Annotated in this window: 11 protein-coding genes and 1 riboswitch; of the genes, 3 read left to right on the forward strand and 8 right to left on the reverse strand. The window is 45.6% G+C overall.

Annotated features, from left to right (window positions below):
- The first annotated feature begins 169 nt into the window (after positions 1 to 169).
- Both ACED60_RS19440 and tadA read left to right on the forward strand, forming a co-directional pair.
- A complete protein-coding gene (locus tag ACED60_RS19440; RefSeq protein WP_012603343.1) occupies positions 170 to 1,459 on the forward strand; it encodes a hemolysin family protein in 1,290 nt (429 codons plus the stop codon).
- Positions 1,460 to 1,535: 76 nt separating this feature from the next.
- Positions 1,536 to 2,156, forward strand: a complete 621-nt coding sequence (gene tadA / locus ACED60_RS19445; RefSeq protein WP_371728262.1) for a tRNA adenosine(34) deaminase TadA — start codon at positions 1,536 to 1,538, stop codon at positions 2,154 to 2,156.
- Positions 2,157 to 2,217: 61 nt separating this feature from the next.
- Here the strand turns inward: tadA and ACED60_RS19450 are convergent, their stop codons facing one another.
- Both ACED60_RS19450 and mltF read right to left on the reverse strand, forming a co-directional pair.
- Positions 2,218 to 2,352 (reverse strand): hypothetical protein, encoded by a 135-nt coding sequence (locus ACED60_RS19450; protein ID WP_010438952.1) that lies wholly within the window; start codon positions 2,350 to 2,352, stop codon positions 2,218 to 2,220.
- Between the two features lie 291 nt (positions 2,353 to 2,643).
- Positions 2,644 to 4,212 carry a membrane-bound lytic murein transglycosylase MltF gene (mltF, locus tag ACED60_RS19455; RefSeq protein ID WP_371728263.1) on the reverse strand — a complete coding sequence of 523 codons (1,569 nt, stop codon included), beginning with the start codon at positions 4,210 to 4,212 and terminating at the stop codon, positions 2,644 to 2,646.
- 329 nt (positions 4,213 to 4,541) lie between these two features.
- On the opposite strand from mltF, the gene purL reads away from it, so the two are divergent.
- On the forward strand, positions 4,542 to 8,465 hold the full coding sequence (gene purL / locus ACED60_RS19460; protein ID WP_371728264.1) for a phosphoribosylformylglycinamidine synthase: 3,924 nt from the start codon (positions 4,542 to 4,544) through the stop codon (positions 8,463 to 8,465).
- A 168-nt stretch (positions 8,466 to 8,633) separates the two neighbouring features.
- On the opposite strand, the gene dapD is transcribed toward purL, so the two are convergent.
- The 6 genes from dapD to ACED60_RS19490 all read right to left on the reverse strand — a co-directional run bounded on the left by dapD (position 8,634) and on the right by ACED60_RS19490 (position 14,188).
- On the reverse strand, positions 8,634 to 9,665 hold the full coding sequence (gene dapD, locus ACED60_RS19465; RefSeq protein ID WP_009848346.1) for a 2,3,4,5-tetrahydropyridine-2,6-dicarboxylate N-succinyltransferase: 1,032 nt from the start codon (positions 9,663 to 9,665) through the stop codon (positions 8,634 to 8,636).
- Positions 9,666 to 9,929: 264 nt separating this feature from the next.
- Positions 9,930 to 10,571, reverse strand: a complete 642-nt coding sequence (locus ACED60_RS19470; RefSeq protein WP_371695309.1) for a MarC family protein — start codon at positions 10,569 to 10,571, stop codon at positions 9,930 to 9,932.
- A gap of 200 nt (positions 10,572 to 10,771) precedes the next feature.
- Positions 10,772 to 11,761, reverse strand: coding sequence for a GGGtGRT protein (locus tag ACED60_RS19475; protein WP_017110228.1), 990 nt, complete (start codon positions 11,759 to 11,761; stop codon positions 10,772 to 10,774).
- 23 nt (positions 11,762 to 11,784) lie between these two features.
- A complete protein-coding gene (locus ACED60_RS19480; protein ID WP_371728265.1) occupies positions 11,785 to 12,477 on the reverse strand; it encodes an iron-sulfur cluster assembly scaffold protein in 693 nt (230 codons plus the stop codon).
- A 194-nt stretch (positions 12,478 to 12,671) separates the two neighbouring features.
- Positions 12,672 to 12,755, reverse strand: a riboswitch (Fluoride riboswitch).
- Positions 12,756 to 12,909: 154 nt separating this feature from the next.
- A complete protein-coding gene (locus tag ACED60_RS19485; protein ID WP_371728266.1) occupies positions 12,910 to 13,203 on the reverse strand; it encodes a YebG family protein in 294 nt (97 codons plus the stop codon).
- A gap of 88 nt (positions 13,204 to 13,291) precedes the next feature.
- Positions 13,292 to 14,188, reverse strand: a complete 897-nt coding sequence (locus ACED60_RS19490) for a LysR family transcriptional regulator (RefSeq protein WP_009848350.1) — start codon at positions 14,186 to 14,188, stop codon at positions 13,292 to 13,294.
- Positions 14,189 to 14,268 lie beyond the last annotated feature (80 nt).

Raw genomic sequence — 14,268 nt, forward strand, 5'->3', positions numbered from 1 at the left:
GAAATGTGCGGGCTTTTTTTTGCTATTTTTTTCTGTTTTTTTTATCCAAGACTTTTTATATCCCAAACTTTCTATATCCAAAACTTTTTATATTCAAAATAAAGGCACTCAGCTTATACTCCGGATTACGGCTAATTGTTGGCCGGTAAATTTAGGAAATCCAAGCCACATGAAGATTCTGCTTTTAGTAGGGTTAATTGTTTTAAATGGTCTGTTTGCCATGTCAGAGATTGCACTGGTAGCAGCAAAGAATAGTCGGCTGAAACGCTTAGCCGAAAAACATCGCTCCGCTCAGGTTGCTCTTGAGCTCAAAGAAAATCCAACCCGCTTCCTTTCAACCATTCAAATCGGTATTACGGTAATCGGCCTACTCAGCGGTATTGTGGGTGAGGCGACGCTTTCTGCTCCACTGGCCGTTCAACTTGAACTGTGGGGACTCGATCCAACACAAGCGAATATCCTGTCTACCACGGTAGTCGTTGTGGGTATTACTTACTTCGCGATTGTTGTAGGTGAGCTAGTGCCAAAACGTTTTGCTCAATCTCAAGCTGAAAACATTGCTGTGCTAGTCGCGCTGCCTATCTTCTGGTTATCTAAAATTGCGACGCCGTTTGTGTTTGCGTTGTCTGCTTCTACGGAAGGTATTCTCAAGTTAATGGGACGTGGTGGCGAAGAAGACAGTGTGACTGAAGATGATATTCATGCACTCGTGAAAGAAGGCTCGGAATCTGGTGTTATTGAACGTGGCGAGCAAGAGATGATTCGCAATATCTTACAGCTTGATGACCGTTTGGTGAGCTCGTTGATGACGCCACGTCGAGACGTCGACTTTCTGGATATTAGCCAACCGGTTGAGCAGATATTTAAAAAGCTGCGCAGTTCAAAGCATAGTGTGTTTCCATTGTGCCAAGACCACCTCAATAAAGTGGTCGGTACGGTGTCAGCCAAAGCCTTATTGAATCAGGCGGGCAATTTAAACATTCAAGTGATCATGGGGCTATCTCGCTCTCCGATCTATGTTCCTGAATCGATGAAGGCTTTACGTCTACTTGGCTATTTTAAAGAGTCGGGTACAGAGATGGCATTCATTGTTGATGAATATGGCGATGTTCAAGGCCTTGTGACTCATTACGATATCCTAGAGGCGATTGCTGGTGAGTTATCGAACAACCCTAAAGATCTTTGGACAGAGCAAGTGGAAGATGGATTGCTGGTGGATGGATTGATTCCTATCAGTGAACTGAAAAACCGCTTAGAGCTGTCGGATTTTGAGGGTGAAAGCGAGAGCTTCCAAACGTTGAATGGCCTAGTGACTTGGTTAATAGGGCGCTTACCTGATGCAGGTGAAGTTGTTCAATACCAGCAGTGGCAGTTTGAAGTTATCTCTGTTGAGAACAATCGCATTGTGAGTATCAAAGCGACGCAAATAGCCGATGACATAGAAGGCGCCAATAGCTAGCGATCCGCCTAATCAGTAAGCGGCGATTGTTCATTGCCACTTATCTCTTTATTGTTCATTATCACGAAGATTAGGTATGCTTCACCGCATACCTATTTTCGTTTTTATCCTTTGTTTTCTGGAGCTCCCTTTGTCAGACCATCAATTCAGCCCTCAAGATGAAATCTTCATGCGACGCGCCATCGAGGTAGCTAAGCAAGCAGAAAAAGAGGGAGAGGTTCCCGTTGGTGCTGTTCTAGTGAAAGATGGGGAGGTTATCTCTGAAGGATGGAACCGCTCGATTGGCTGCCACGATGCAACCGCACATGCAGAAATCGAAACCTTGCGTAAAGCAGGTCAAGCCTTGGAAAACTATCGCTTACTTGATACCACCTTGTATGTCACCTTAGAACCGTGCCCAATGTGCGCGGGTGCCTTATTACACAGCCGAGTAAAGCGCATTGTGTTTGGTGCTCCAGACTTAAAAGCGGGTGCGGCGGGTACGGTATTGAATCTCTTTGAAAGCCAAGCCTCATACCACTATGCCGATGTTGAGCATGGTTTGTTAGAGGAAGAGTGTCGTGAACAATTACAGGCGTTTTTTAAGCGCCGTAGAAAAGAGATCAAAGAGAAGCGAAAGCTTGAGCGTTTGCAGGAAGAGCAGCGTTTAGAATCCGATAAGGTAAGTAACAAGAACAAGGTCTGTAACAAAAAATAGCAGCGATCTTTCGGCACTCTCAATCATAAGAGTGCCAAGCAAACTTAGTTGGTCATTACTTTTACTCAGCAATCATCTGCATGAAAGCACGGTTGCGCCAAATGATCTTCTTCTTATTATTTGAAAGCATACGCTTACGACGGTTGGCAGCAACGGTCTTATCAAGGCGTTTCGATTTCAGTTTGTTCTTCATCATTTCAACGATTTCCTATTTGTCGTCTGGCTTTGTAATTATGACTTCAGTTTTAATTATAGTGGTTATTTGTTTATAAGCTCCGCCACGAACTTAGCGCTAGCTTTCTGAACCACCATCGTGATGGCTAAGAGCTGAATGCACCGAGCATTATGTCGCTTATGGTGTGACGTTATAAAGTTCGATTGTTACTGCAATATGACACACTGGATATCGCAGGCGTTTTGTTTGTTTTGGTCATTTATCGTGATGCAATAAAAAAGAGCAATGCTAAATGGCATTGCTCTTTTTCTTTTATTTGGAAGACTCAGCGTCGTTCACTGCGGATTCAGTTTCACTGATTGTTGATTCAGCATCTGATACCTCTAGAGGTGGGATAACGACCAAACCTTCAAGGCTCGCTTCTTCCTCTTTATTACGCTTATTTACATGGCCAATAATGCTCTGATAATAACGGCGAATGTTCTCAACGTAATTCCTTGCTTCATCACCACGCGCATACCCGTAACGAGTTTTGCTGTAGTACTTCTTCTGTCTTAGCAGAGGAAGCCTGTCTTTCACATCACCCCAAGCATCAGGATCACCGCCTTGTGCTTTGGTTAAGCGACGAGCATCCATCATGTGCCCGTAACCTACGTTATATGAGGCAAGCGCAAACCAGATCTTTTCATGCTGAGTGATTGAGTCGGGCACTCGATTCACGATACGACGTAAATATTCAACACCGCCTTGTACCGACTGTTTCGGGTCGAGACGATTGGTTACACCAACGCTCTTCGCAGTAGGCAGTGTCAGCATCATCATGCCTCGAACACCGGTTGGAGAGCGTGCAACAGGATTCCAGTGTGACTCTTGGTATGCTAAAGCGGCAATCAAGCGCCAGTCAAATTCTTGAGAATATTTCTGAAATAGTGGCGACCATTTTGGCAGCTTGCTATCCAATGCACGGATAAATGCACGAGTATCAACGTAATCAAAAGTGCCGATATGGCCGATGTATTTTTCTTCTAGTGAAGCCAGTTCACCAGACTGTTTTAGGTTACCAAAGAACTCAATCAGTAATGCATAAAGGCTTTCATCTTCAGATTTCTGTAAATACCAAGAGATAGGTTGATCTTCTGTCAGTTCAAAAGCTAAGGCTACGTCTGGGTATAAACGTTGTGCGAGTGACAGCTCAATCGAGTCCGCAACAGTAAACAAGCGTTCACCAGTCGACACTTCTTTTAGCAGGTCATTGATGTCAGCATTACCTATTGCATCGTAGATAAAGTCATCGTGCTTGTTCTGGATCTGTTTTAGTGTTGGCTCAAAATGTGAGTCCTTCACTACCACCAAAGATGGCGTCAATGTTTCGGTAGATGCCGTTTCTTCTGATTCAGTTTGTGCTTTTACGAAATCAGCTTGACGCTTATTCTCGAACTTGATCAGTTGTTGAAGGTTTCTTGGGCGCCACTGTCCTTTTTTATACACCACTTGCTGGCTTACATAGTAATAGGCGGGCGCAGCGCGATAAGCGCGTGTCAGGTTATTGTTTTGCGTTAACCCTGTCGCGATAAGATCGATCTCGCCTTTCTTTAAGGCTGGAAAGAGGCCGGATAAACGGTAAGCGGGTTTAATCTCAAGCTGTACACCAAGCTCCTGCGCAAATTCGCGAGCTAACTCGTAGTCCAAGCCTGCAGGACCATCTGGACCGATGTAATAAGAGAGTTGGTTATTCAGGGTGCCGACACGAAGAACGCCACGCTCTCGTATCTGCTCAAGGACACTTTTAGGTTCAGATTCAATCTGGCATCCAGCCAACCCAAAAAGGGCAATAGCGAGCAGAAGGAACTTAGACGAAAAGATGAGCGTAAATTTAGGCATCAAAATGAAATCTCGAAAAGTGGAAGCCCCTTTATACCAAACCCCGCAAGGCTGGCAAAGCAGGTTTATTTAAACAGTTGTAAAAGTGGTGATAAATGCAGCAAAAGTACCATTTACACCGAAAGATAAAAAAAATAACGCAAACGGTTGCTTTTGGTGTTACGTCACAAAAAGAAATGCTTTATAATGCGCTCGCATTGAAGAGGTGGAATCGGCATAGGTTTGGCAACCTTCGGGAATAGCTTCGAAGAAAACAGTTAGGTTGTTCCTATAACCCACTGAATTTATTCCAATACTACCTTAATCAACTGCATAAGAGACGTAAGCACATGAGAATTTTGCGTGGCTCCCCAGCTCTATCTGAGTTTCGTGTTAACAAGCTTTTAGAGCTTTGTCGTGAATTAAGCTTACCTGTAACAGGTATTTACGCTGAGTTTGCCCACTTTGCTGATCTAACGGCAGACCTAGATGAGTCTGAAGTTGAGAAGCTAGAAAAGCTACTGACTTACGGTCCAACGATTGAAGAGCATGAACCTGAAGGTTTATTGCTGCTTGCAACGCCACGCCCGGGCACTATCTCGCCTTGGTCTTCAAAATCAACAGATATCGCACACAACTGCGGACTGGCTAAAGTGTCACGTCTAGAGCGCGGTACTGCTTTCTACATTGAAACCTCTTCTGAACTTTCTGAGCTTCAACTTGTTGAGCTGAAAGCAATCCTGCACGACCGTATGATGGAAGTGGTTTTCACTGACTTCGAGTCAGCGGCGGCACTATTTACCGTGGCTGAGCCTGCTCCTTATGCGGAAGTTGACCTACTAACTGGTGGACGTAAAGCGCTTGAACAAGCAAACGTTACCCTAGGTCTAGCACTTGCAGAAGACGAAATTGATTACCTTCTTGAAAGCTTCACTGAGAAGCTAGGTCGTAACCCAACTGACATCGAGCTAATGATGTTTGCACAAGCGAACTCAGAGCACTGTCGTCACAAGATCTTTAACGCTGATTGGACTATCGATGGCGTTAAGCAAGAAAAATCATTGTTCAAGATGATTAAGAACACCTTTGAAACGACACCAGAACACGTTCTGTCTGCTTATAAAGATAACGCAGCGGTAATGACCGGTTCTGAAGTTGGTCGTTTCTTCCCAGATCCAGAAACTCGCCAATACAACTACCACCAAGAAAAAACACACATCTTGATGAAAGTTGAAACGCACAACCACCCAACGGCAATCTCTCCATGGCCGGGCGCATCAACAGGTTCAGGCGGTGAAATCCGCGATGAAGGCGCGACTGGTATTGGCGGTAAGCCAAAAGCGGGTCTGGTTGCTTTCTCTGTATCTAACCTGAAGATCCCGAACTTCGTTCAACCTTGGGAAACAGACTTTGGTAAGCCGAGCCGTATTGTTACTGCTTTGGATATTATGCTTGAAGGCCCTCTTGGTGGCGCAGCATTCAACAACGAATTTGGTCGTCCAAACCTATTAGGTTACTTCCGTACTTACGAAGAGAAAGTAAACTCTCACGCAGGTGAAGAAGTACGTGGTTACCACAAGCCAATCATGCTCGCTGGTGGTCTAGGTAACATTCGTGATGATCATGTTCAGAAGAAAGAGATCCCAGTAGGTGCAAGCCTAATCGTTCTTGGTGGTCCTGCGATGAACATCGGCCTTGGTGGCGGTGCTGCATCTTCAATGGATTCTGGGTCTTCTTCTGAAGACTTAGATTTTGCTTCTGTACAACGTGAAAACCCAGAGATGGAACGTCGTTGTCAGGAAGTTATCGACCGTTGTTGGCAGCTTGGTGATGCGAACCCAATCGCATTCATCCACGATGTAGGCGCGGGCGGTATCTCGAATGCACTTCCTGAGCTAGTCGACGACGGTGAACGTGGTGGTATCTTTAACTTACGTGACGTGCCAAACGATGAGCCGGGCATGAGCCCACTTGAGATCTGGTGTAACGAATCTCAAGAGCGTTACGTAATGGCGGTTGCTGATAAAGACTTAGCGACATTTGAAGCGATTTGTAAGCGTGAACGCGCTCCATTCGCGATTGTTGGTAAAGCAACAGAAGAACGTGATCTTAAATTAGAAGATTCACACTTCGACAATACGCCAATCGACATGCCGATGGACATCCTATTAGGTAAAACACCTAAGATGCACCGTGACGCGAAGACGCTAAAAGCAAACAATCCTGCGATTGACCGTTCTGGTATCGAACTAAACGAAGCGGTTGACCGTATTCTTCGCCTACCAACAGTGGCAGAGAAAACATTCCTTATCACTATCGGTGACCGCTCGGTAACAGGCCTTGTTGCTCGTGACCAAATGGTTGGTCCATGGCAGGTTCCTGTTGCTAACTGCGCAGTAACAGCTGCAAGTTACGACTCTTACCACGGTGAGGCAATGTCTCTTGGTGAGCGTACGCCAGTTGCACTTCTAGACTTTGGCGCGTCAGCTCGTCTAGCGGTTGGTGAAGCAATCACTAACATCGCAGCGACCAACATCGGCGATATCAAACACATTAAATTGTCAGCTAACTGGATGTCTCCAGCAGGTCACCCAGGTGAAGATGCTGGTCTTTACGAAGCGGTTAAAGCGGTTGGTGAAGAACTATGTCCGGCACTGGGTCTAACTATCCCTGTGGGTAAAGACTCAATGTCGATGAAGACTAAGTGGGAAGAGAACGGCGAGCAGAAAGAAGTAACGTCTCCGCTATCTCTTGTTATCACTGCGTTCGCACGTGTTGAAGATGTTCGTAAGACGATTACGCCTCAGCTTCGTACCCCTGATAACCTTGAAGGCTTAGGCGCTACAAGCTTAGTACTTATCGACCTAGGTAACGGCAAAAACCGTATGGGTGCTACAGCACTAGCGCAGGTTTACAAGCAGCTTGGTGATAAGCCAGCAGACGTAGACAACGCAGCGCAACTAAAAGGTTTCTACGAAGGCGTTCAAGCACTTGTAGCAAACGACCAAGTTGTCGCTTACCACGATAAAGGCGATGGCGGTCTGTTCGTAACGCTAGCTGAAATGGCGTTCGCAGGTCACTGTGGTGTTAATGCAAACATTGAAGCTTTAGGTGAAGACACACTAGCTGCACTATTTAACGAAGAGCTAGGTGCGGTAATCCAAGTTCGTAACGACGACCTAGACGCAGTTCTTTCTACTCTTGCAGCAAATGGCCTAGAAGCATGTTCACATGTGATTGGCAGCGTTGTTGGTGAAGGGGAAGCATCAGATGAAGTCGTGATTAAGTCAGGCGCAGACGTTGTAATCCAGCGTAACCGTACTGAACTACGTACTATCTGGGCTGAGACGACGCACAAGATGCAAGGTCTACGTGATAACCCAATCTGTGCAGACCAAGAACATGAAGCGAAGAAAGACAACTCAGACCCAGGTCTGAACGTGAAACTAAGCTTTGACGTAAACGAAGACATTGCTGCTCCTTACATCAACACGGGCGCTAAGCCTAAAATGGCGATTCTACGTGAGCAGGGTGTTAACTCTCACGTTGAAATGGCAGCCGCATTTGACCGTGCAGGCTTCGAAGCAACTGACATTCACATGAGCGACATCCTAACGGGTCAAGCGGTACTTGAAGAGTACAACGGCCTTGTGGCTTGTGGTGGTTTCTCTTACGGTGACGTACTAGGCGCTGGTGAAGGTTGGGCTAAGTCGGTTCTGTTTAACGACTCTACGCGTGACCAGTTTGAAAACTTCTTCAAGCGTGAAGATACCTTCTCTCTAGGTGTGTGTAACGGTTGTCAGATGCTGTCTAACCTGCGCGAGCTAATCCCTGGTGCTGAGTACTGGCCACGTTTCGTTCGTAACGAATCAGAACGTTTTGAAGCTCGTTTCAGCCTAGTTGAAGTTCAGAAGTCTGATTCTGTATTCTTCAACGGCATGGAAGGTTCTCGTATGCCAATCGCGGTTTCTCACGGTGAAGGTCGCGTAGAAGTACGTGACAACGACCACCTAAACGCGATTGAAAACTCAGGTACAGTTGCCCTACGTTACGTTGACAACAACGGTAACCAAACGCAGCAATACCCGAATAACCCGAACGGTTCGCCAAACGCTATCACTGGCTTAACAACGACGGATGGCCGTGTGACTATCATGATGCCTCACCCAGAGCGTGTATTCCGTACTGTTGCTAACTCTTGGTCTCCAGAAGGCTGGGGCGAGAATGGCGCTTGGATGCGTATGTTCCAAAACGCACGTAAGAATGTGGGTTAATCTGGTTCACTAAACCTAATTGTTTTAAAAGCTAATAAAAGCGCAGACCTAAAGGTCTGCGCTTTTTTGTTAGGTTTGATGTTTATAGAGCTAGGATCAAAAAAGCCGCAGAATTTGACCCCTGCGGCTTTAGACTTTCTATTTATATAGAACTCTAGAATCTAACGATTAGTTGTTGCTGTGTAGCTCGCTGTTCAGTTCAACAGCAGACTTGTTCGCTAGACATTCAATTTGGCCAGTAATCGAGTTACGACGGAACAGAAGGTCAGAAACGCCAGCAAGGTCACGAGCTTTAATGATTTCTACTTCGTTGCCTTCTTTATCTAACATGCGAACCTTAGTACCCGCAGTCACGTAAAGACCAGACTCAACCGTACAACGGTCGCCCATAGGGAAGCCAAGACCAGCGTTTGCGCCTAGTAGGCAGTTTTCGCCGATAGAGATAACCATAGTACCGCCACCAGACAGAGTACCCATGATAGAAGCGCCGCCGCCGATATCAGAACCGTTACCTACAACCACACCTGCAGAGATACGACCTTCAACCATGCTCACACCGGTAGTACCCGCATTGAAGTTGATGAAACCTTCGTGCATTACTGTTGTGCCTTCGCCTACGTGTGCACCAAGACGAACACGAGAAGTGTCAGCAATACGAATACCTGTTGGTACCACGTAATCCACCATCTTAGGGAACTTGTCTACGCAATCTACAGACAGAGCGCGACCCGCTAGGCGAGCTTCGATTTGACGCTCAGCCAGCTCAGGAAGATCGATAGGGCCTTCGTTAGTCCATGCGATGTTGTGCAGTAGACCGAAGATACCGTCTAATACCGTACCGTGTGGTTGAACTAGGCGGTTAGAGATCAGTTGCAGCTTAAGGAAGCCTTCAGCAACTGATGCTGGCTTCTCGTCAGTCGCAAGAACAACAAGAACAAGAGGTTGCTCAGATGCTGCTGCTTTTTCTGCGAAAGATGCGTTTGCTGCATCGTCGTTTGCTGCGAATGCTTTCGCTAGTTCTGCGCTTTGTGCAGCAGAGATTTCGATAGCTTGGTTGCCTTCAGTGTAACCTGCAACTTCACCAACAGCCGCAACAAGAGCGTCGCTTGGGTTTAGAAGTGGGTTAGGGAAGAACGCTTCAATGATTTTATTGTCGCGGTTTTTGGTTGCCGTACCGAAGGCTAGTGAAAAGTAAGCCATGTTGAATCTCCATGTGTTGAGTCTTGATTTTGCTATTTCATAACAGCGGCTCGAATAACAAGCGCTGCCGTTAGCAAAGTTAATTTAATTGCGTTCATCATAAAGAGAGCGCCCTCGTTATGAAAGGGCGCATCGGGATAAAGTCTGTAAAATGATATTGCTTGTCTTTCTGGAGATAGTTTTCTGCAATGAGAAAATGATGCAATTCAACAAAATTTGATATCAAAGTTAGATAACCAACGTTCTTTAAATGAACAACACTCTTTAGATAAATAGCGCTTTATAAGCCTGCTCAATCCCTTCAATCAACATCTGCATACCGATAACGGCGAGTATTAAACCCATCATTCGGGTTATCACGTTCAATGCACTTGGTCCGACAGCTTTAACAAATCGCTCGCCGAATACAAATAAGACATAGGTTAGGGTACACAGTAGGCCGAAAGCGACGATGGTTATGATGGTTTCATAGACCCCCTCGGTACTGGCAAAGTTCATCGCAGTGGCAATGGTGCCGGGGCCAGCGAGAATTGGCATTGCAAGTGGTGAGACGGCGATACTTAGAGCTGCGTCTTTCTGGGCGTCTGAGTTCACTTTCTCTTTTGCTTTTGAATGTGTTGAGTCACCTTGCAGCATGTGAAAGCCAATCAAAAAGACCAGAATGCCGCCTGTGATGCGCAGTGCGTACAGCGTGATACCAAAGAGATCAAAGATCAGTTTGCCAGAAATCGCAAAAGTACTGACGATAACGAAGGCGATAAGTACCGATCGGAATGCGATAGATTTAACCGTTTCCCTGTCATTATCACCGGTTAACCCAAGAAAGATTGGCGTATTAGCGATAGGGTTCATAATGGCAAAAAAGCCCATGAACACGGTAATGGTATGAATGATGAGCTCTTTCATATTATTCCTTTGAAAAGATGCAGTTAAATACAAATAATTATTAGAAATAGATAGTAGAGCAAGTGTGAATAAAAAACAGCCAGCATAAGGCTGGCTGTTTGGTTTTAGTGATAGGTGTAGAGTTTTGGTCGTCTGTTGTTGCTTGTTTCTCAGTTTACGGACTCTACTCTATGGATAGAGCATGGCGCTCAACGTTGTCGTTATGCGTTTTGAGATTCGCTTACTGCTACAGCCAATGCAACTGTCGCACCGACCATTGGGTTGTTACCCATACCGATGAAGCCCATCATTGCCACGTGAGCCGGAACAGAAGAGCTACCTGCGAACTGAGCATCAGCATGCATTCTGCCCATGGTATCTGTCATGCCGTAAGACGCAGGGCCTGCTGCCACGTTATCTGGGTGCAATGTTCTACCTGTACCACCGCCTGAAGCAACTGAGAAGTAAGGTAAACCTTGGCGAGTACGTTCTGCTTTGTAGATACCTGCAACAGGGTGTTGGAAGCGCGTTGGGTTAGTTGAGTTACCCGTAATACTCACATCCACTTCTTCTCTGTGCATGATTGCCACGCCTTCGCGTACATCATCAGCGCCGTAACACAAAATCTCTCCGCGAGGGCCTTGTGAGAAGCGGCGGCGTTCTGTTTCAACAAGCTCACCTGTTTGGTAATCGTATTGAGTGCGAACATAGGTAAAACCATTGATGCGAGAAATTAAGTAAGCCGCATCTTTACCTAGGCCATTGAGTATTACCTTCAATGGGTTGTGACGTGATTTGTTGACGTTGAGTGCGATTTTAATCGCACCTTCTGCAGCAGCAAAAGATTCATGGCCCGCAAGGAAAGCAAAGCAGTGACTTTCTTCATTTAGAAGACGTGCAGCCAATGCACCGTGGCCAATACCGACCTGGCGTTGCTCAGCAACACTGCCGGGTTTGGTGAATGCTTGAAGGCCTTCACCAATGATATTCGCTGCTTGTTCTGCGCTGGTGGCTTTGCGAAATAGCGCCAGTGCTGAGCCAAGGATATAGGCATCGGCAGCGCTTTCGAAAGCAATAGGTTGGGTATCCATCACTAGCGCTTTTGGGTCGACATTGTGTGATAGACAGTATTGGTTCGCTTGCTCTAAAGAGTCGAAGTTCATTTCTGCCAATACGCGAGTTACTGATTCATTAAATTGAGTGTTCATCATATCTTTCCTCTAAATTGGCAAAATTACTGTTGGCGTGGGTTAATGGTGGTAACGGCTTCATCGAAGCGACCATAAGTCCCCGCCGCAAGGTCAGCTGCTTCATTAGCTGGCATGCCTTGGTTAATCGCCTTCATCATTTTGCCGAGGTTGAGATATTCGTAGCCAATCACTTCGCTGTGATCATCAAGTGCAAGCTTGGTCACGTAACCCTCTGCAAGCTCTAGGTAACGTACGCCTTTGGCTGAGGTTGAGTAGCTAGTACCTACTTGGCTGCGTTGTGTTTGACCTAGATCTTCTAATGCAGAGCCAATTTCTAGGCCGCCTTCTGAGAATGCAGATTGAGTTCGACCATAAACAAATTGCAGAAAGATCTCACGCATCGCTACGTTGATCGCATCACACACCAAGTCAGTATTCAGAGCTTCAAGAATGGTTCTTCCTGTGAGGATTTCGGCTGCCATCGCGGCTGATTGAGTCATGCCTGAACAACCAATCGTTTCGATTAGCGCTTCTTCGATGATGCCGTTTTTTACGTTCAGCGTTAGTTTTGCTGCACCTTGTTGTGGTGCACAAGTGCCTACGCCATGGCTTAAACCAGAAATAGCGATGACATCTTTTGGACTAACCATAGCGCCTTCAACTGGAATTGGCGCTGAAGTGTGAAGATCCCCCCTTTGAATAGGGCACATTGATTGAATTTCTGAAGAGTAGTGCATAATGTTTTCTCACTGATAGAGCCATTTAAGACCTAGGGCGTTGAGAAAACAGGACGTGTTGGAAGAGGTGCGGCTAATTCACTACAGATCTTGAGTATCGATCATCCAAAGGTGTCATGAAGCTCGGTCTTAATAGACTAAGTCCATTCCAAAATGGAGGAATAGCGATACATCCAACAGTATTACCTGTTTTCGATTCTGTAGGAGTCATTAGCACGGTTCAAAAGAACGGGCGGTTGAAGCAAAAGCTTAGGTGGAACCCCATCACCTGATGGCTATAGATTAGATCTTAATCACACTTTTGTGCAAGCGAATGTTTAGAGCGATTTCGACTATAAACAGAGTTCATTATATTTCGATAAGTATAAAAAAACGCCAATAACGAGCTCTGATTAGAGACATTATTGACGTTTTTTAGAAAACTTCAGCTAATTAAGCGGCATCTTCTTCTGCGTCTTCAACAGCTTCAAGCTTCTTTTCTTTTTTCGGAGCTGGTTTACGCTTAGCACCTAATGCGTAAAGAACTTCTTCTTTGTTCTTCGCTAGGTACATTGCAAGCTCTTCTTGCTTGCCTTCATCTTCAACTAAATCGCTTTTGCTTAATAGTTCAATAAGCTCATCAGCCATATCCAGCATTTTGTCGTATGCGTCAGCTTCGGCTTTAGAGGTAAAAGTCATTTTCTCTTCTCCGTTGCGTTCGACCACGTACTTGACGATAACAGCCATGGTTAATCCTCTAAGTTTGATAAATTTTACTGGCTTTTTATACAGTTTCTGATGTTAAAAGTCCAGTTGGAGCCCTAACAATGCGGCCTCAATCTTGATGTGTAGCCCAGTCTTCACAATAACTCATGAAAGATTTCAGTAGCGGGCTTTGATATTTGTCTTTATGGACCAGCATCCAGAATCGACGTTTCATGTCGAGTGGGACATCGAGTGCTTTCACTCGGCCTGAGTCAATTGCTCGTTGCGCAGCCAGCCGTGATAAACACGCGAATCCAAGATTGGCAGAAACAGAATTGATGATCGCCTCAGTCGTGTTGAGCTCAAAGGATTCATACCAATGTTCGATACGTGGTGCGACGGCACGCAGGAAAAACTCGCGAGTGCCTGAACCAGACTCACGTAAAATCCAATGACTATCTTCTAAATCGCTTAAAATCACTTTTTCTTTTGAATTGAGAGGGTGTTGATTACTAACAATAATACACATTTCATCGCTACTGAACTGGCTAGAGATTAACTCTGGATGGAGTGTTTTTCCTTCAATTAACGCGATATCCAGTTCATAATCCACCAACTTTTGGCAGATCAGCGCACTGTTTGAAATGAATAAGCTCTGATCTTGATGCTGAGTTAGCTCGCGAAAGCCAGACAGAATAAACGGTGCGACCTGATTACCAATCGTGTCACTCGCGCCAACCTTTAAATTGCCACTTAATGGTTGGTCATCTCGGAATAAAACATCGATGCCTGCGGCTCTGTGAAGAATCTCGTCAGCCAAAGGAAGTAGCTTTTGTCCTTCTTGATTGAGAATTAATCGATTGTTGACCCGGTCAAATAGAGAGTGACCTAACTGTTTCTCCATTTCGCCTAGCGCCATGCTGACCGCGGCTTTAGACAGAAATAGCGCTTCTGATGCGGCGGTAAGCGTCGAATGCTGGGTAATAGTGACAAACACTTTGAGTTGTTTGATTGAAATATTAGCCATCAGGTTCCTGGTTTTACGCTGCTGGTGGAAAGGTGTCGTTCAGTATTAATGAACACTTGTTATATATAATTGGATATTGT

Origin of the sequence: Vibrio sp. 1F279 (assembly GCF_041439815.1) — a bacterium.
Lineage (GTDB): Bacteria > Pseudomonadota > Gammaproteobacteria > Enterobacterales > Vibrionaceae > Vibrio > Vibrio tasmaniensis_A.

Bases quoted from the DNA above. Each gene is read 5' to 3' on its own strand.
- ACED60_RS19440 (WP_012603343.1), top strand. From the start codon at position 170: ATGAAGATTCTGCTTTTAGTAGGGTTAATTGTTTTAAATGGTCTGTTT.
- ACED60_RS19490 (WP_009848350.1), bottom strand. From the start codon at position 14,188: ATGGCTAATATTTCAATCAAACAACTCAAAGTGTTTGTCACTATTACC.
- mltF (WP_371728263.1), bottom strand. From the start codon at position 4,212: ATGCCTAAATTTACGCTCATCTTTTCGTCTAAGTTCCTTCTGCTCGCT.
- ACED60_RS19475 (WP_017110228.1), bottom strand. From the start codon at position 11,761: ATGATGAACACTCAATTTAATGAATCAGTAACTCGCGTATTGGCAGAA.
- ACED60_RS19470 (WP_371695309.1), bottom strand. From the start codon at position 10,571: ATGAAAGAGCTCATCATTCATACCATTACCGTGTTCATGGGCTTTTTT.
- ACED60_RS19480 (WP_371728265.1), bottom strand. From the start codon at position 12,477: ATGCACTACTCTTCAGAAATTCAATCAATGTGCCCTATTCAAAGGGGG.
- purL (WP_371728264.1), top strand. From the start codon at position 4,542: ATGAGAATTTTGCGTGGCTCCCCAGCTCTATCTGAGTTTCGTGTTAAC.
- ACED60_RS19450 (WP_010438952.1), bottom strand. From the start codon at position 2,352: ATGATGAAGAACAAACTGAAATCGAAACGCCTTGATAAGACCGTTGCT.
- ACED60_RS19485 (WP_371728266.1), bottom strand. From the start codon at position 13,203: ATGGCTGTTATCGTCAAGTACGTGGTCGAACGCAACGGAGAAGAGAAA.
- dapD (WP_009848346.1), bottom strand. From the start codon at position 9,665: ATGGCTTACTTTTCACTAGCCTTCGGTACGGCAACCAAAAACCGCGAC.
- tadA (WP_371728262.1), top strand. From the start codon at position 1,536: ATGCTTCACCGCATACCTATTTTCGTTTTTATCCTTTGTTTTCTGGAG.